General features: G+C 52.9%; 15 protein-coding genes. 3 read left to right on the top strand and 12 right to left on the bottom strand.

All coding sequences use genetic code 11. The features are described 5' to 3' along the window. Positions 1–35 precede the first annotated feature (35 nt). From bglF to ABRZ28_RS08510, 3 genes are all read right to left on the bottom strand, one after another. Positions 36–1,934, bottom strand: a complete 1,899-nt coding sequence (gene bglF, locus ABRZ28_RS08520; RefSeq protein WP_330520007.1) for a PTS beta-glucoside transporter subunit IIABC — start codon at positions 1,932–1,934, stop codon at positions 36–38. 288 nt (positions 1,935–2,222) lie between these two features. Continuing rightward, positions 2,223–3,074: a BglG family transcription antiterminator LicT gene (gene licT, locus ABRZ28_RS08515; RefSeq protein ID WP_319603083.1), complete on the bottom strand. Its 852-nt coding sequence runs from the start codon at positions 3,072–3,074 to the stop codon at positions 2,223–2,225. Between the two features lie 170 nt (positions 3,075–3,244). After that, a complete protein-coding gene (locus ABRZ28_RS08510; protein WP_330520006.1) occupies positions 3,245–3,436 on the bottom strand; it encodes a hypothetical protein in 192 nt (63 codons plus the stop codon). 268 nt (positions 3,437–3,704) lie between these two features. On the opposite strand from ABRZ28_RS08510, the gene pykF reads away from it, so the two are divergent. Together pykF and ABRZ28_RS08500 are read left to right on the top strand one after the other, a co-directional pair. Beyond that, the gene (gene pykF, locus ABRZ28_RS08505) at positions 3,705–5,117 is read left to right on the top strand and encodes a pyruvate kinase PykF (protein ID WP_319603085.1); all 1,413 of its coding nucleotides are present in this window, start codon (positions 3,705–3,707) and stop codon (positions 5,115–5,117) included. A gap of 307 nt (positions 5,118–5,424) precedes the next feature. After that, positions 5,425–5,661 carry a major outer membrane lipoprotein gene (locus tag ABRZ28_RS08500; protein WP_319603086.1) on the top strand — a complete coding sequence of 79 codons (237 nt, stop codon included), beginning with the start codon at positions 5,425–5,427 and terminating at the stop codon, positions 5,659–5,661. A gap of 170 nt (positions 5,662–5,831) precedes the next feature. Here the strand turns inward: ABRZ28_RS08500 and ABRZ28_RS08495 are convergent, their stop codons facing one another. The 7 genes from ABRZ28_RS08495 to sufA form a co-directional block, all read right to left on the bottom strand. After that, a complete protein-coding gene (locus ABRZ28_RS08495) occupies positions 5,832–6,854 on the bottom strand; it encodes a L,D-transpeptidase family protein (protein WP_319603087.1) in 1,023 nt (340 codons plus the stop codon). 537 nt (positions 6,855–7,391) lie between these two features. Further along, complete coding sequence (gene sufE / locus ABRZ28_RS08490) at positions 7,392–7,805, bottom strand: cysteine desulfuration protein SufE (protein WP_330520005.1); 414 nt, start codon at positions 7,803–7,805, stop codon at positions 7,392–7,394. Between the two features lie 31 nt (positions 7,806–7,836). Next, positions 7,837–9,060 (bottom strand): cysteine desulfurase SufS, encoded by a 1,224-nt coding sequence (gene sufS / locus ABRZ28_RS08485; protein ID WP_319603089.1) that lies wholly within the window; start codon positions 9,058–9,060, stop codon positions 7,837–7,839. Then, positions 9,057–10,391, bottom strand: a complete 1,335-nt coding sequence (gene sufD / locus ABRZ28_RS08480; protein ID WP_330520004.1) for a Fe-S cluster assembly protein SufD — start codon at positions 10,389–10,391, stop codon at positions 9,057–9,059. Before sufD ends, sufS begins: the two co-directional genes overlap by 4 nt. Next, positions 10,366–11,112, bottom strand: coding sequence for a Fe-S cluster assembly ATPase SufC (gene sufC, locus ABRZ28_RS08475; RefSeq protein WP_319603091.1), 747 nt, complete (start codon positions 11,110–11,112; stop codon positions 10,366–10,368). The genes sufD and sufC overlap by 26 nt, the downstream gene beginning before the upstream one ends. Before the next feature lie 81 nt (positions 11,113–11,193). Next, positions 11,194–12,690, bottom strand: coding sequence for a Fe-S cluster assembly protein SufB (gene sufB / locus ABRZ28_RS08470; RefSeq protein ID WP_319603092.1), 1,497 nt, complete (start codon positions 12,688–12,690; stop codon positions 11,194–11,196). Between the two features lie 13 nt (positions 12,691–12,703). After that, entirely contained in the window at positions 12,704–13,075 is a 372-nt protein-coding gene (sufA, locus tag ABRZ28_RS08465; protein WP_319603093.1) for a Fe-S cluster assembly scaffold SufA, read from the bottom strand. Between the two features lie 470 nt (positions 13,076–13,545). Between sufA and ABRZ28_RS08460 the strand changes: the two genes are divergently transcribed. Next, positions 13,546–13,947 carry a hypothetical protein gene (locus ABRZ28_RS08460; RefSeq protein WP_319603094.1) on the top strand — a complete coding sequence of 134 codons (402 nt, stop codon included), beginning with the start codon at positions 13,546–13,548 and terminating at the stop codon, positions 13,945–13,947. A 137-nt stretch (positions 13,948–14,084) separates the two neighbouring features. Here ABRZ28_RS08460 and ABRZ28_RS08455 read toward each other — a convergent pair whose 3' ends face one another. Both ABRZ28_RS08455 and ydiJ read right to left on the bottom strand, forming a co-directional pair. Next, positions 14,085–14,501 carry a hotdog fold thioesterase gene (locus ABRZ28_RS08455; RefSeq protein WP_319603095.1) on the bottom strand — a complete coding sequence of 139 codons (417 nt, stop codon included), beginning with the start codon at positions 14,499–14,501 and terminating at the stop codon, positions 14,085–14,087. Next, positions 14,501–17,554, bottom strand: coding sequence for a D-2-hydroxyglutarate dehydrogenase YdiJ (gene ydiJ / locus ABRZ28_RS08450; RefSeq protein ID WP_330520003.1), 3,054 nt, complete (start codon positions 17,552–17,554; stop codon positions 14,501–14,503). Before ydiJ ends, ABRZ28_RS08455 begins: the two co-directional genes overlap by 1 nt. Positions 17,555–17,609 lie beyond the last annotated feature (55 nt).

Genomic DNA, 17,609 nt, shown 5'->3' with positions numbered 1-17,609 from the left:
ATCTCCTTCCCAATTCGGGTGTTAAATGTGTTAAATCAGCGAATTAACGTTAAGAGCGGCGCCTGTTCGGAGACGAATCCTTCCGCGACAGGCAGCACGTCAATGTAGTCGTCGCTATTGGTAATAATGACCGGGGTGGTGGTGTCATACCCCGCCGCTTCAATGGCCTGATAATCAAACGCCACCAGCAGATCGCCCCGCTTCACCACATCCCCGCTTTTCACGTGGGCGGTGAAGTACTGCCCGTTCAGTTTTACGGTATCAATCCCGACGTGAATCAATATTTCCGCACCCTCGTCAGACGCCAGACCAATCGCATGGTGGGTTTTGAACAATGATGCGACCGTTCCGTCGACCGGCGCAACCACTCGCCCGGACTGCGGCTTGATGGCGATCCCTTTTCCCATCAGACCGCTGGCGAAGGTCTGATCGCCGACCTGATCCAATGGCAGGGTTTCGCCTGCGATCGGGCTGCCGACGGATTGCTGACGTGCCGAGGCGTCCGTGGTAGCGGCGCGTTTTTCCTGCGCGTCCGCAACGGCCGGAACATCGGCCGCCGGTTCCTGTTTTATCCCGAACAGATAACTGGCCAGCGCGGAGAACGCAAAGGCGACGGCGGTACCGATGATCCCCCCCCAGACGGAGATATCCATGCCGGTTGACGGGATGATTTGCGTAAAGGCGAAGATGCTGGGTAAACCGAAAGAGTATTGCGTCGTGCCGAAATAGCCGGCGATGGCGCCGCCAAGCGCGCCGCCGATGCAGCCGAATATAAACGGACGGCGCAAGGGCAGATTGACGCCATAGATTGCGGGTTCGGTGATGCCGAAAATCCCCGCCGGAAACGCCGAACCGGCGATGCCTTTCATCTTCGGATCCCGGGTGCGCAAGGATACGCCCAGCGCCGAACCCGCCTGCGCCAGCACCGCCGGCGTCAATACCGCGATCAGAGTGTCATGCCCCAGGGCGCTGAAATTGTTGATCATCAGCGGGACGAATCCCCAATGCAGACCGAACATTACGAACATCTGCCACAGGCCGCCCATAAAACCGCCGGCTAGGGTTTGGTTGGCGCTGTAGACCAACTGATAGCCATGCGCCAACTGGTAGCTTAACCAGGTCGTCACCGGACCGATGGCTAAAAACGTCAGCGGCACGGTAATCAGCAAACACAGGGCCGGCGTCAGGAAGTTACGGATATTGGCATGCAGAAAGCCATTCAACGGTTTTTCCAGTTTGCAGGAAACCCATGCGGCGAAAATAATCGGAATCACCGACGAGGCGTAGTTGATAAAGGTAATCGGAACGCCGAGGAAATGCAGCGGCTGGTAGCCCGCCGCCGACATGGCGTTAAATTCTGCAATCATGGTCGGATGCACCAACGCGCCGCCGATCGCCATGGTGACAAAGGTATTGCCGCCAAATTTTTTACCGGCGGTATAACCGAGGATAATCGGGAAAAAATAGAATAATGCATCGCTGGCGGCAAAGAATAGCTTATATGTTCCGCTGCTTTCCACCAACCAACCGCAGGCCAGACTTAACGCCAGGAATCCTTTTAATATCCCGGACGCGGCCATCACCCCCATTAAAGGCGTAAAGATGCCGGCAATAATATCGATAAAGCGGGAAAATATATTTTCCTTATTATTATCCTGACTTTTATTATCCGAACTGGCGGACTCGCTTATACCGGAAACCTCAAGCAAGTCCTGATAAACTTCACCGACATGATTACCCACCACGACCTGAAACTGGCCGCCGCTTTCCAGCACCATGATAATTCCCGGGTTATTTTTAAGCGCCGCGACATTGGCTTTTTTGCTGTCCTTTAATTTAAAGCGCAGCCGTGTCGCGCAATGTATTACGCTATTTATATTATCGCGGTCGCCAACACCTTCAAGTATCTCACTGGCTAATGTTTTGTATTTCATCGACTATCCTTAACACCCAGTAACCACACAATTAAATCAGGACGTTACACACATCCAACGCTGTTTTTAGACGAAAAAAAAACCCAAACTGCTTTTCTTCTCCACCGCACAGGGTGGAACAGAAGCCGTTTAGGTTTTGCCTGTAAAACTGATATTCAGCCGTACAGTTACAATCCTGATTTTGTGAACTTGCCTAATGCGGAAATTCTATTATTCAATCTCTCATTCGTGCAAGCAGCTTATTTTCTTTTATCACTATTATGTGATGAACAGCAAACTCCTACCTCTTCAATCCTTGTTTTTTTCCAATAATTCGGTTCTTACCCGCTCAATATGAATGGTCAGAAACATCAATTCTTCTTTCGTCAAACGATATTGATACTGTTGTTCGATATGCTGCTGTATCTTTTCCGCACACTGATAAGCCAGCCGATATTTTTCCTTCACGACATCATGCAATGATTCATCATCGCTAAATACCGTATTTTTTCCAATCAGTCGTTGCGCAAAAAACTTAAGATGAGTAACGAAACGGTGATAGCTTAATGCCTGTTCATCATAATCCAGGTTTAACTGATACTTCACAATATTCAGGATTTCCTGCATGATCTTGGTGATATGGATCACTTCCGGCATTTCACTATCAAGTTGCGCGTTAACCAGATGCAATGCAATAAAGCCGGCTTCATCTTCCGCTAATCGCACGGACAGACGCTGCTCAATGATATCCAGCGCCTCCAGGCCAATCAGAAACTCCTTTTGATAGAGACGCTTGATTTCCCATAAAAGCACATTGCGGATATCGACCCCCTGCTTGTGCCGCTCGATCGCGAAGTGACAGTGGTCGGTCAGCGAAATGTATACGCTGTTTTGCAACTTTCCCGGCAAACGCGTTTTTGCCAGCGAAATGATCTTGTCCGCCGTGGTGATCACCTCCAGCGGGATCTCCGACAGCAACTCTCTCAGGCGCGAGGTCAGTTCCCCGCTTTTCAACGCAAACACTTTTTCAATCAGCGATTCGTCCAGGGAATCGCCGGTATGCTTTTTGAAACCCAGCCCGCGTCCCATCACAACCGACTCATTATTATTCTCGTCGATCACCGTCACGACATTATTATTGAGTATCTTGGCAATTTTCATTATGCATACCTTGAAAACGCAAAAAACCAGATATCCGCTAAACAACGGATACCTGGTTTTGCCTGCTTGCGCAGTAACAATCCTTAATTGTGGATAAACTACCACTTGAGGGCATCTTCTCAACATCTCCTGGAAAGAAACGTGACAGGGATCGAGATAAAACATTTTGTTTACATTTTCTTTTCTTTTTCGTCGAAAAAAGTGATGAAGATCACATTATTATCATCACTTTCTCGCCCTGCGCCCGCCTTCAACATGCTACTTTTCTGAGCAAGTTGCGCAACAAACCCCGGCAAAAACGACAAATCGTGACTTTTTTTGCGTAAACAGGCTAAAATAGACGCCTTGATGCCTCTAGCCACCTTGTTTCTCACCGGCTAATAACTATAATACGGAACGTTGTTTCAATTGAATGGTTTCAGCTAATTAACGTGCCACTATCATTAAAATCGTCATCCAAGGCATCGCTTACCCTTATCTCGTTGAACAAGCGCGATAATCGGTTAGGTAGTTCATCATCTATACTTATCTCTTTCAGACTGTATCCAAATGAATTCTTCCCGGGGGTTCATCTCTCGCAACCTTCGGTTCACTCGTTTTTTATCCATCACAACTTGTAGAAGCTATCGTATGAAAAAGACAAAAATTGTTTGTACTATCGGGCCTAAAACAGAATCAGAAGAAATGCTGAGCAACATGCTGGATGCCGGCATGAATGTTATGCGCCTGAACTTCTCGCATGGGGATTACGCCGAACATGGTCAACGCATCAAAAATCTGCGGGCCGTGCTGGCAAAAACCGGTAAGAAAGCAGCCATTCTGCTTGATACCAAAGGACCGGAAATCCGTACCATCAAACTGGAAAACGGCGCTGACGTTTCTCTGACCGCCGGTCAAACGTTCACCTTCACCACCGACCAAAGCGTCATCGGCAACAAAGATCGCGTTGCCGTTACCTACGCGGGCTTCACAGAAGATCTGAGCGTGGGTAATACCGTGCTGGTTGATGATGGATTAATCGGCATGGAAGTAACGGCCATCAACGGCAACGAAGTGGTCTGCAAAGTGTTGAATAACGGCGACCTGGGCGAAAACAAAGGCGTTAACCTGCCGGGCGTTTCCATCCAACTGCCGGCGCTGGCGGAAAAAGACAAACGCGATCTGATTTTTGGTTGCGAACAGGGCGTCGACTTTGTTGCCGCCTCCTTCATCCGTAAGCGTTCCGACGTTGAAGAAATTCGCGAACACCTGAAACAGCACGGCGGCGAAAATATCCAGATCATTTCCAAAATCGAAAACCAGGAAGGTCTGAACAACTTCGACGAAATTCTGGAAGCCTCTGACGGCATCATGGTCGCTCGTGGCGACCTGGGCGTTGAAATTCCGGTTGAAGAAGTTATTTTCGCCCAGAAAATGATGATCGAAAAATGTAATCTGGCGCGTAAAGTCGTTATCACGGCGACGCAAATGCTCGATTCCATGATCAAAAACCCGCGCCCTACCCGTGCGGAAGCCGGCGACGTCGCCAACGCCATCATCGATGGCACCGATGCGGTCATGCTGTCCGGCGAAAGCGCCAAAGGGAAATACCCGCTGGAAGCGGTGAAGATTATGGCGACAATCTGCCAACGTACCGACACCGTGATGAAATCCCGTCTGGATATCATCAAAACCCTGGGCAAACTGCGCATCACTGAAGCCGTGTGCCGCGGCGCGGTGGAAACGGCGGAAAAACTGGACGCGCCTTTGATCGTGGTCGCGACCAGCGGCGGCAAGTCGGCGAAATCCATCCGTAAATACTTCCCTAACGCACGCATTCTGGCGCTGACCACCAATGAATTGACCGCCCGCCAGCTGCTGCTGACGAAAGGCGTTGATACGCTGCTGGTAAAAGAAATCGCCTCTACCGACGATTTCTATCGTATCGGTAAAGAAGCGGCGCTCAACAGCGGCCACGCGCAAGCCGGCGACGTGGTGGTGATGGTTTCCGGCGCGCTGGTGCCAAGCGGCACCACCAATACCGCATCCGTACACCGCCTGTAAAAACCCGTTACTTTTTCATATATTTAAAAAGCGCCTTTCAAGGCGCTTTTTTATATTCTGCCGTTATCATCACGCAATAAATAAGCATATTTAACTTGCGGTTTTAATAACAAAAAGCTAAGACTTTTCTGATGGAAATGGCGCTGTTTTCTTTGCTTTTTTCACTATTTTGTAAAAGCCGCTGCTTCTTTGAGCTAACGATCAAAATTAAGCATGTTCTCATCAAAAATTTATTCTCATTAGAAAAAAGTTTGTGTAATACTTGTCACGCTACATGGAGATTAACTCAATCTAGAGGGTATTAATAATGAATCGTACTAAACTGGTGCTGGGCGCGGTAATCCTGGGTTCTACTCTGCTGGCCGGTTGTTCTAGCAATGCTAAAATCGATCAACTGTCTTCTGACGTTCAGACTCTGAACGCTAAAGTTGATCAACTGAGCAACGATGTGAATGCAATCCGCACTGACGTACAGACTGCTAAAGACGAAGCAGCTCGTGCTAACCAGCGTCTGGACAACCAAGTTCGCACTTACAAAAAGTAATCGAACTGGTTAAGTAATACAAATGGCGCAGAATATGCGCCATTTTTTTATCCTCTTTTTCAATCCGCTGTTCAAGTCGCTCGCCAGATCATCCCCCGTTTTTCCGCTCTCTCGCCCGTGAGAACAAACCCGGCGACGTTCTCCCTCGCGGCCGGATTTGCTGATTCACCCTATTCGGCTGCGCCGATCGTGGTGATAGGCGCCGCCTGTTGCGTCTCAGACGCCTCTGAAACCGCCTGTAGCGCTTCTTGATAGCTATTGATGTCCTGACCCACATTTACCAGTACCGGCATGCCTGAGCGGCGCGTGACGGCGTCTGCGACGGCGTTGGCATCCGTCTGCGCATGATCGATAAATGCTTTCGTCTTTTTACCGATGGCGATCGGCATGGTTTGCGGGTCGTCCTGATCCGATTTAGACAGCGGCTGGTGAACCTCGACATAGCGTTTGCCATCAGGCTCAACCGACGTTTTGATCGCGTCATTGATGATTTGTACCCGCGTACCGACGGGAACGGTATTGAACAACGCTTCGATATCTTCAGGGCGCAATCGGATACAGCCGGAACTGACGCGCATGCCGATGCCGAAATTCGCATTGGTGCCGTGGATCAGATACACGCCGCCATGCGCCGCCAACCGCAGAGCAAACAGCCCCATCGGATTATCAGGCCCGGCTGGCACCACCGCGGGCAGCACTATTCCTTGCTCTTCCAGATAGTGCTTACGGATATTCGCGGTCGGCGTCCAGGTCGGATTCGCGCGTTTCTCGGCGACGGAGGTCACCATCAGCGGCGTTTTACGCCCCAGTTGACCAATACCGATGGGATACACGATGACGGTATTCGTCCCTTTCGGATAGTAGTAAAGCCGCAACTCCGCCAGATTCACCACAATGCCTTCGCGCGGGGTATCCGGCAGCAGCATCTGCGTCGGGATGGTTAACGTTGAGCCGGCTTTCGGCAGGTAGGGATCGGTGCCGGGATTGGCTTCCAGCATCCCTAACAGACCAATTTTAAATTCAGCGGCAATAGCTTCTAATGGACGACCATCATCGGGGACGGTATAAGCGATGTTTTCGCCGATAAGACGACTGTTTGGCGGCGGCAGCGGGTATTCCGTGGCGCTGGCCGCGCTACTCGCCGCCAGATACGTCGCGAATACCATACCAAGTAACGTTAACGCACGTTTCATACTAGGTTCCCTACTTACTGATGATACCCAATAGACCTCAAGAAGCAGGCAGGCGACAACCGGGCTTGGTCAGCGCCGCCGACACGCCTGCAACCAGAAAGATGACGGGTATATGTCGGTTTAAAACGATGCCTGGCGCTCTTTTTTTCAACCAGTATCATGCTCTTGCTATATTAGCATTGTGGTAACAAAAGATTATTTCATTTAAAAATCAAACCATTGATATGCATTTCTTTACAAAACGCAGGGTCAGAATAAAATTTGGCGGGAAATAAATATACGGGACTAATTCCGAAATATCAGAATGTTAATTTATATATACCCATAATTGTTATGGTTTAGGGGATAAAAAGAATGAAATCTTAAAAACGCATTACGCGACATGCCGTTCAGAAAAATGAATACCGCATGATTTAAAGGGATTAAGCGAATAAAAATTGCAGATGACGGACACCGAGCGCCCGCGATGAAAAATCACCCGGCGCGACGGGCGGCAAGCCCGTCATAAAACAGCGCCGGACGATTGGAACGACGAGATTAGAACTGCATCGCCTTGGCGCGAATCGCTCTCAACATCGCTTCCAGCCCCTGCGATCGTGATGGCGTCAAATGCTGACTCAGCGCCAGTTCCTGAAAGAAAGGACGAACGTCGAGCGCGACGATCTCCTGCGCGTTCAGCCCCTGATAGAGACTGAACACCACGGCAATCAATCCTTTCACAATCGCCGCGTCGCTGTCTCCATGCAGCGTGACCACGCCTTGTTCGTCACGCTGCATCACAATCCATACCTGACTCTGGCAGCCGGCAATCAGGTTTTCCGCCTGGCGCCACTTATCCGGCAAAGGCGCCAGCCGCGCGCCCAGTTCAATGATATAAAGGTATTTTTCTTCCCAGTTATGACAGCGCGAAAAATTACGCACCAATTTCTGCGGTTCCGGCAGACTTGCCATTTTTTCCTCCCCAGGCAACAAAACGGACGGTTTAGTTGCCCAGTAATCGATGGACGCGTTGCAACCCGGCGACCAGCCGGTCAACTTCTTCGCGTGTAGTATAAACGGCCAGCGAGGCGCGGCACATACTGGAAACGCCATAATGCGCCATCAGCGGCATCGCGCAGTGATGGCCGGTGCGAATGGCGATACCATACTGATCGAGGAAACTGCCGACATCATAGGCATGATGGCGGCCGAGGTTAAACGCAATCACGCCGTGCCGTTCCGCCGGCCCATACAGAATTAAGTCCGGCACCTGCGCCAACGCCTCCAGCGCATAGCTCATCAGCGAACTTTCATAGCGCTGAATCGCTTCACGCCCCAATTCCGTCACATAGCTCAGCGCGGCGCCCAGCCCCATGATCCCAGCGGTATTGGGCGAACCGGCTTCAAAGCGCCACGGCGCATCGGCGTAGGTGGTGCCGTTGCTCAGACTCACTTCACGGATCATCGCCCCGCCGCCTTCCCAGGGCGGCATCGCCTGCAACAGCGCGCTTTTGCCATACAGGACGCCGATGCCCGACGGCCCGTAAATCTTGTGGCCGGAAAAGACATAAAAATCGCAGTCCAGCGCCTGCACATCGACCGGCTGATGCATAATCGACTGCGCGCCATCCACCAGGACGACGGCGCCGACGGCTTTTGCCTGCGCGATAATCGTTTTAACCGGGTTCAGCGCGCCCAGCACGTTGGAAATGTGGGTCACCGCCAGCAGCCGGGTACGTTCATCCAGCAATGCCGGCAGTTTGCTCAAATCCAGCGCGCCGTCCGCCGCCATCGGCAATACGCGCAGTTCGATGCCCCGCTCCTGCGCCAGCATCTGCCAGGGAACGATATTGGCATGATGCTCCATCTCGGTAATCACCAGATTATCGCCAGGCTCAAGGAAAGTCCGCCCGTAGCTGTTCGCCACCAGGTTGATCGCTTCCGTCGAACCGCGCACAAAAACGATCTCTTCCGCCGACGCGGCGTTAATGAAAGACGCGACCTGTTGGCGCACCGCTTCCATCGCGCTGGTGGCTTGCGCGCTCAGCGTATGAATACCGCGATGTACCGCCGCATATTCATGCTGGTAAAAAGCCAGCTCGCGATCGATCACCGCCTGCGGTTTTTGCGCGCTGGCGGCGCTGTCCAGATAAGCCAACGGCTGACCGTTCACTTCCGTCGCCAGCAAAGGGAAATCAGCGCGAACTCGTTCGATTGGATAACTCATAGCTCTGCCTTTAATAAATCCGCCTGTGCATTCGGCAAGCGTTGCGCAATGCGTTTCAATATCACGTCTCTTAATGACTCATCGGCGATGGCCTCCGTCAACTCGGCGGCAAAAGCAAAAATGATCATCTGCTGCGCATCCTGCCCGGTAATGCCGCGCGAGCGCAGATAGAATAGTTGCTCTTCATCAATGCGGCCGATGGTGGCGCCGTGACTGCACTTGACATCGTCGGCGTAGATTTCCAACTGCGGCTTGGTATCGACTTCCGCCAGCCGGCCCAGCAACAGGTTATTGTTCGTCATCTGACCATCGGTTTTCAAGGCATGCGGCGCGACTTTGATCATGCCGTTGAACACGGCTTTCGCCCGATCGTTGACGATGGTTTTATGCAGTTGCCGGCTTTCGCCATAGCCCTGGTTATGTTCCAGATAGGTGCGCGTGTCGCACACCTCGCTGCCGATCGGCATGATAAGGCTGTTCATCACCAGATTGACGCCTTCGCCGTTGATCTGCGCGCTGGTGTGATGCCGGGTCAGGCCCGCGCCCAGCAAAAAGCTCTGGCTGCGAACCCGCGCATCGCGCGCCAGCGTCAGATCGTTATGGGAGAAGTGATAACCGGCAGCCGCTTCAAACGCCAGCTTCATGTGATCGACCCGGCTATTCTCACCGGCGTTGATCGTCAATCGCGCGCCGGTAAAGTGCGCCTGCTCGTTCAGACTGACATAGTGTTCGATAATGCGCGCGTCGGCGCCGCGCCCGACATTCAGATGATGGCGGTGATGAACGGTATTCAACGACGAAGCCTGACCGCTGCTGACGTGCAACAGATACAGCGGTTTTTCCGCCTGTACGCCGGCGGCCAGACGAATCAGCGTGCGTTCGACGGCCAGACTTTCGGTCAGGTGTAAAAACACTTCCGGCTGAATTGCCGCCGGAAATTCACCCTGCTGATCCGCCGCATCGACATCAACCTGATAAGGCCCCCGCTCGGCATCGCTCAGCGCCGCGCTGAACTCGCCATCGACGAACACCAGACGCCAGCCGTCAATCGGCAGCGCCAACGCGTCCAGCGTCGCCTTATCCACCTGCGCGCGGGCAGAAACGAACTCATGCGACAACAGCCCGTCCAGCGGCGTGTATTTCCAATGCTCATGTTTACGATGAGGCAACCCCAGACGCAGCACTTCCTGCCAGTGCCGATGCGCATCCGCCGAACGTCTGGCGCTGTAGGTTTCAAACAGGTTGTGCCATTGCTGCAAGGCTTTTTCCTGTTTCCGCTCCGCGCTGGTTTTATTGGCGGCAGCGTTATTGTTGGTCGGTAAGCCAGCCATAGCCTTGCTCCTCCAACTGTTTCACCAGCGAGAAATCACCGGATTTAACGATGCGCCCCTGGTAGAGAACGTGGACATAATCGGGCTTGATGTAGTCCAGAATACGCTGGTAGTGCGTCACGATGATAAATGAGCGTTGCTGGTCGCGCAGCGAGTTAACGCCATTGGACACGATTTTCAGCGCGTCGATATCCAGACCGGAGTCGGTTTCATCAAGAATGCACAAATCCGGCTCAAGCGCCGCCATTTGCAGAATATCGTTCCGCTTCTTTTCGCCGCCGGAAAAGCCGACATTGACGGATCGCGTCAGCAGGTCGGCCGGCATATTCAGCAGTTTGATCTTATCTTCGATAAAATCGGCGAAATCAAAGCGATCCAGCGGCTCCAGTTGCCGATATTTACGCACCGCATTGACCGCGGTTTGCAGGAAAAACTGGTTACTGACGCCGGGAATTTCCACCGGATATTGAAACGCCATAAAGATGCCTTCGCCGGCGCGGTCTTCAGGCGCCAGCTCCAGCAAATCCTTGCCTTTGAAACTCACCGAACCGTCGGTGACTTCATATTCTTCACGTCCCGCCAGCGTCGCGGAGAGCGTACTTTTCCCTGAGCCGTTCGGCCCCATAATGGCATGAACTTCACCCGGCTTAACCGTAAGGTTGAGTCCCTTGATGATCTCTTTGCCTTCCACGCTGACTTTCAAATTTTCGATACTTAACATGCTCTATCCTTCAGGCGTCTTGCACCTTGTGACGCTCATCATTTTGTTCGCGACCGATAAGAAATATCGGCGACCGACTCATTAACCCACACTGTGTTCCAGGCTAATCGCCAGTAACTTTTGCGCCTCTACCGCGAATTCCAGCGGCAGCTCAGAGAACACATCCTTACAGAAGCCGTTGACGATCATCGAGATCGCGTCATCTTCGCTAATGCCGCGCTGTAAACAGTAAAAAAGCTGATCTTCGCCAATCTTCGAGGTGGTCGCCTCATGCTCCAACTGGGCGGTGTTATTGCGCACTTCCACATACGGGAAAGTATGCGCGCCGCAGTCGCTGCCGATCAGCATCGAATCGCACTGGGTGAAATTACGGGCGTTAGTCGCGCTCGGCATAATTTTCACCAGCCCGCGATAGGTATTTTCACTGTGTCCGGCGGAAATCCCTTTGGAAATAATGGTCGAACGGGTGTTCTTACCGATATGGATCATCTTGGTGCCGGTATCCGCCTGTTGATGACCATTGGTCAGCGCCACGGAGAAAAACTCGCCCACCGAGTTATCGCCGCGCAGGATCACGCTGGGGTATTTCCAGGTGATGGCCGAACCGGTTTCCGACTGCGTCCATGACATTTTCGAATTTTCGCCGGCGCACAGCGCCCGTTTGGTCACGAAGTTCAGGATCCCGCCTTCCGCTTCCTGACCGGCAAACCAGTTTTGCACGGTGGAATATTTCACTTCGGCGTTTTTATTGATGATCACTTCAACCACGGCGGCATGGAGCTGGTAGCTGTCGCGCACCGGCGCGGAACACCCTTCGATGTAGCTGACGTAACTGTCGTCATCCGCTATCAGGATCGTACGTTCAAACTGCCCGGTTTTCGCCGCATTGATACGGAAATAGGTCGACAACTCCATCGGGCAGCGCACGCCTTTCGGCACGTAGACAAAGGTGCCGTCGGAGGCTACCGCGGCATTCAGCGCCGCAAAGAAGTTGTCATTCGACGGCACCACGGAACCCAGATATTGTCGAACCAAATCAGGATGTTCCTGAATAGCTTCGCTGAACGAACAAAAAATGATGCCCTGCTCCGCCAGTTCATGACGGTAAGTGGTCGCCACGGATACGGAGTCGAAAATCGCGTCCACCGCCACCGATTTGCCTTCGCGAACCGGCACGCCGAGTTGATTAAACGCGTTTTCAACTTCACTGGTCAGATAGTTATTGACCTCCGCCACGCCCGACTGCTGGGTCGCGCCCGGCTGGGAGCCGCAACTGTCGTCGCAATGACCGCAGGAGGGCGCGGAATAGTAACTATATTCCTGATAGTCGAGCGACGCATACTTGGCTTTCAACCAGTGCGGCTCTTCCATTTCCAGCCATGCGCGATAGGCATTAAGCCGGAACTCCAGCATCCACTCAGGTTCATTACGTTTGGCTGAAATCGCCCGGACAACGTCTTCGTTGATCCCGTGCGCCAGTTCGTCCGTCGCCAGTTCGGTGAAGAAGCCTTCTTTGTAGCGCCCATCCCCCATCCAGAACTGAACATCATCGGGTACTTCTACAGTGCTACGTGTCATAATTTTTCATCACTTAAATGCCAAAGCTCTCGCCACATCCGCAGGCATGCTGGGCTTTGGGATTATTGAACTTGAACACCTGATTCAGCCCTTCACGGACAAAATCGAGCTCGGTGCCATCGATAAAAGGCATCGCCTTTAACGGTACGTAAAGTTTTGCCCCGTCGCGTTCGAACAGCAGGTCATCCGGCGCGCCGTCGCGCACCAGATCCAGTACGTAAGCAAATCCGGCGCAGCCGGATTGTTTAACGCTGAGTTGTAAACCTTTTACTGCGGCATCCTGCTGCATTAAATTTTTTATTTGTTTTGCTGCGCTATCCGTTAGCGTTAAACCTTGCCAGACATTTTCTTCTAGTGAAAATGTCCCTACATTTTCCGTCTGCATACGGCATACCTCATTACGTGTGTACCAGTTTCAGGCTGGTTTCCCCTAATGTTAGTGATAATGCGTCTGGCTTCAACCACTTGCTTCGCAGGGCTATTGTTAACATTTGATGATAAGCGACGGCGATTATCCCGTTCAGTCGCTGTTTTCAGACGCGAAACACAACGAAAATTTAAATATAACCACTTGATAAATATTTATAAAAGTACAATTACCCAAGCTAATTTCCGCACAAAAATTATCAAATCATTATCATTACTTTAACATATATAGGCAGCATCTATTTATAAAACAGGGAAACTAAATGAAGATTTAATTTCATCAACCGCGCATTTTGTGGCGGGCCGTCGCCGATGACGCGTTAAAACTTCTCCAGGCGCTTTTTTATCGCTAAAGGCCATTTTGCCCATTGATCCCGACTATTTTTATAAATATGATAATGATTATCATTAATATTCAAGGGCGATAGCATGCTTTCCGTAAATGCCTGGCTGCAACATCAGATTGACGAATATAAATTTCAAATCAGGGACGCCACGGTCGATTTCTATATGGCGGAGGCCCGCCTGAATCGCCCGGAAAGCCATATTGATCATCTGAGACGCTATCATAACGCATGTATGGAGATGGTCGATTTATGTCTGAGAAACGGCGACGACGACAGTTATTTGCATGCGCTGATAAAGCTGCATAACCGATTGATTAAAGAAATAAATAATGAGGAGCGCTGCCATCTGTTCCGGGTACAGAGCTACTACTTTGCGCGTAATACGTTAAAGTGCATTTGTCACCAGCTCAGCATGCAGGGCTCGTGGGCCAAAGCCACCGCATTCCAGACTGATTTCGTCAAACGCGTCCCTTTCCTGCCTTGAGCAATGACCCCGCCGTAGCGCCGGCGGATATCACATCGGATGCGGGCGCTTCGTCTGAACCGCTGTTATCAAGTATAGCAGACGACAAAACCGACCGGGCCGATGCCGATCGGCCCGGTCGGTTGCGCGGCGGCGGACTAAGGGCTAATGACCGCGGTCGTCAGTCGGGATGAGCAACACTGCCGATCGTCGGCATCGAAAATATCGATCTGCCAGACCTGATGACGCCGCCCGACGTGCAGCGCGCGGCACACGCCGCGAACTTCCCCCCCGGCAACGGCGCGCAGGTGGTTGGCATTAACCTCCATCCCGACCACGTGCTGTTCTCCTTCGGTACACAGATACCCCGCCATTGAGCCAAGCGACTCAGCCAGAACAACGGAGGCGCCGCCGTGCAATACGCCATAAGGCTGGCGCGTGCGGGCATCCACCGGCATCACCCCTTCCAGACTCTCGTCCGTCAGTTTCGTAAAGCGAATGCCCAGATGCGCCATCAAGCCGCCCTGAGCCTGCTGATTGAGTTGTTCCAGCGTAAGCCGCCGTTTCCACTGCATCAGATAATCTCCAGTAACGCCTGTAACGGATGGCGCAACGCCCGACCTTCCATCCGCTTCACCTGGCTGCGGCAGGAATAGCCGGTTGTCAGGCAGCGCGTTTGCGGTAATTTCTGCAACGCCTGTTGCCACGACAGCGCGTAGATGCCCTGAGAATTGGCCAGATTATTGATTTCATGGCCGTAGGTTCCCGCCATGCCGCAGCATCCGACGTTGACGTTTTCCAGTCTGGCGCCGAAACGGGAAAAAATATCGGCCCACTGCCGGCTACTGGCCGGCAACGCGGTGCTTTCCGTGCAATGCCCCAGCAGATACCAGGATTCGCCGGCGGCGGTCTGCGGCGCGTCTTTCGCCGGCAGCGTCGTCAACCATTCATGCACCAACTGTACCTTAAAGTCGCCCCGTTTATCCCCCAGAATTTCGCGATATTCGTCGCGATAACACAAGACCAAGGCCGGGTCGACCCCCACCATCGGCATGCCCAATGTCGCCACGCGATTAAGGAAGTCCGCGGTTTTGGCCGCCGTTTTGGCGAAACTGTTTAAAAATCCTTTAATATGCTGCGCCTTGCCATTGGGCGAAAACGGCAGCAGCACCGGTTTCAACTGCAATTTTTCGACCAGATGAACAAAATCGGCCACCACCTGGGCATCGTAATAGCTGGTAAAGGGATCCTGCACGATCAGAACATACTGCCGACGTTGCTGTTCGGACAATTTCTCCAGTTGTTCCAGCGTGGTTCGGCAGGCGCTGTGGCCGGCAAACTGCTGACGCAGCGACGGAGAGGAAAGCAGCGGCAGATCGACCATGCCAATCTGCCGACGGCTCAGCGCATTCACCCAGGGCATTTTCAAAAAGAAGTTAAAGGTTTTGGGGCTGCGCGCCATCAGCGGCGCATAACTTTCCACCCCCGCCACCAGGTAATCCCTCACCGGACGCAAATAGCGGGTGTGGTACAGTTGCAGGAAACGCGAGCGAAAACTGGGTACATCGATTTTAATCGGGCATTGCGTCGAACAGGCCTTGCAGGCCAGACAGCCCGACATGGACGCTTTGACCTCGTGGGAAAAATCATATTCCCCCTGATGGGCATGCCAGGTGTTGCTGACTTTCTGGATGAACGCCCGCAGGCTGAGCTTCTGCTGCGGCAATGCTTTCTCCAGCGCCAGCGGATCGACGCCCTGTTCCGCCAGCAAACGCAACCATTCCCGCACCAGCGTCGCCCGACCTTTCGGCGAGTGAATACGGTTGCCGGTAATTTTCATCGACGGACACATCGGGCTGCGCGCATCGAAATTGAAACATAAGCCGTTGCCGTTGCAATCCAACGCGCCGCGAAAAGAGGTACGCACCGCCAGCGGGATGGCGCGATCGTAGGTGCCGCGCTTGGCGGCGTCCACTTTCATCATCGGCGCGTCCACGTCCAGCGGCGCGCAGATTTTCCCCGGATTAAGACGATTATCCGGATCGAACGCGGCCTTGATGCGCCGCAGTTCGGCATACAGTTCGGGGCCGAAAAACTCAGGGCTGTATTCGGCGCGGAACCCTTTGCCATGTTCCCCCCACAGCAGACCGCCGTATTTGGCGGTTAACGCGACGATGCTATCGGAAAGCCGCTTCATCAATATTTCCTGCTGGGGATCGCACATATCCAGCGCCGGACGCACATGCAGGACGCCGGCGTCCACATGACCGAACATGCCGTAGGCAAGATTGTGGCTATCGAGCAACGCGCGGAATTCGGCGATGTAATCCGCCAGATGCTGCGGCGGTACGCAGGTATCCTCGGCGAACGGGATCGGCTTGGCCTGACCTTTACTGTTTCCCAGCAGGCCGACCGCTTTTTTGCGCATACCGTAAATGCGTTCAATTCCGTCCAGATCGTTACAGGTCTGATAACCGATAACGCCCGTTTGCCCCTCGGCCATCAATACATCCAGCCGTTCACACAGCGTACTCACCTGCTCGTTGATCAAGGCCTCGTCATTGCCGGCGAACTCGACAATGTTCAGCCCCAGCATATCCCGATCGGGTACATCGGTAATCAGCTCGCTGACCGAATGCCAGACAATATCCTCGCGCGCCAGATTCAATACCCGTGAGTCGACGGTTTCGACCGACAGCGCCTGCGCTTCCACCATAAACGGCGCATTGCGCAAGGCGGAATTGAACGAGTCGTACTTAACGTTCACCAAACGCCGCACTTTCGGCAGCGGCGTGATGTCGAGTTTGGCTTCGGTAATAAACGCCAGCGTCCCTTCGGCGCCGGTCAGAATACGCGTCAGGTCGAAAGTTTGCAGATCGTCGCTGAATACATGACGCAAATCATAACCGGTCAGAAAACGGTTAAGTTTCGGGAAATGGTCAATAATCAACTGTCGCTGCTCGCGACAACGGTTTAGCACCGTCTGGTAAATTCGCCCGACCGTGGATTCTTCCTGCGCCATCCGCTCCGCCAACGCCACGGGCATAGCCTGAGTATCCAGCATCTCGCCGCCGATCAGCAGCGCGCGCAGGCCCAGTACGTGATCGGAGGTTTTGCCGTATACCAGCGAGCCCTGCCCTGAGGCGTCGGTGTTGATCATGCCGCCCAGCGTCGCGCGATTGCTGGTGGACAATTCAGGCGCGAAAAAATAGCCGAAGGGCTTAAGGTACTGGTTCAGTTGATCTTTGATCACGCCGGCCTCGACCCTGACCCAGCCCTGTTCCGGATTGATTTCCAGAATACGGTTCATATAGCGGGACATATCAACCACAATGCCCCGATTCAGCGCCTGACCGTTAGTACCGGTGCCGCCGCCTCGAGGCGTGAATGTCAGGCTGTTAAACTGTTCGTTCGCGGCCAGGCGAGTCAAAATCGCCACATCCGCGGTGGAACGGGGGAAAACGACGGCATCCGGCAATAGCTGATAAATGCTGTTATCTGTCGCCATCGTCAGACGATCGGCGTAGTTTGTCGCCGTATCGCCCGTAAAACCATGTTGTTTTAATGCTTCCAAAAAATTAAGCACCGGCTGAACGAGGCCGGGTGACTGAGAGATCTGTGGGATCATTATGTTTTGACCCTGTATGTACAAGATGTGTTTGCCAATATCAATATGACGTCAG

It is taken from the genome of Brenneria sp. g21c3 (assembly GCF_040240345.1).
GTDB lineage: Bacteria > Pseudomonadota > Gammaproteobacteria > Enterobacterales > Enterobacteriaceae > Brenneria.
The sequence above is the reverse complement of the archived record's forward strand: the minus strand, read 5'-3'. Positions and strand labels throughout refer to the sequence as shown.

Coding starts and splice junctions, on each gene's coding strand:
- bglF (WP_330520007.1), bottom strand. CDS start 1,934: ATGAAATACAAAACATTAGCCAGTGAGATACTTGAAGGTGTTGGCGAC.
- licT (WP_319603083.1), bottom strand. CDS start 3,074: ATGAAAATTGCCAAGATACTCAATAATAATGTCGTGACGGTGATCGAC.
- pykF (WP_319603085.1), top strand. CDS start 3,705: ATGAAAAAGACAAAAATTGTTTGTACTATCGGGCCTAAAACAGAATCA.
- ABRZ28_RS08500 (WP_319603086.1), top strand. CDS start 5,425: ATGAATCGTACTAAACTGGTGCTGGGCGCGGTAATCCTGGGTTCTACT.
- ABRZ28_RS08495 (WP_319603087.1), bottom strand. CDS start 6,854: ATGAAACGTGCGTTAACGTTACTTGGTATGGTATTCGCGACGTATCTG.
- sufE (WP_330520005.1), bottom strand. CDS start 7,805: ATGGCAAGTCTGCCGGAACCGCAGAAATTGGTGCGTAATTTTTCGCGC.
- sufS (WP_319603089.1), bottom strand. CDS start 9,060: ATGAGTTATCCAATCGAACGAGTTCGCGCTGATTTCCCTTTGCTGGCG.
- sufD (WP_330520004.1), bottom strand. CDS start 10,391: ATGGCTGGCTTACCGACCAACAATAACGCTGCCGCCAATAAAACCAGC.
- sufC (WP_319603091.1), bottom strand. CDS start 11,112: ATGTTAAGTATCGAAAATTTGAAAGTCAGCGTGGAAGGCAAAGAGATC.
- sufB (WP_319603092.1), bottom strand. CDS start 12,690: ATGACACGTAGCACTGTAGAAGTACCCGATGATGTTCAGTTCTGGATG.
- sufA (WP_319603093.1), bottom strand. CDS start 13,075: ATGCAGACGGAAAATGTAGGGACATTTTCACTAGAAGAAAATGTCTGG.
- ABRZ28_RS08460 (WP_319603094.1), top strand. CDS start 13,546: ATGCTTTCCGTAAATGCCTGGCTGCAACATCAGATTGACGAATATAAA.
- ABRZ28_RS08455 (WP_319603095.1), bottom strand. CDS start 14,501: ATGCAGTGGAAACGGCGGCTTACGCTGGAACAACTCAATCAGCAGGCT.
- ydiJ (WP_330520003.1), bottom strand. CDS start 17,554: ATGATCCCACAGATCTCTCAGTCACCCGGCCTCGTTCAGCCGGTGCTT.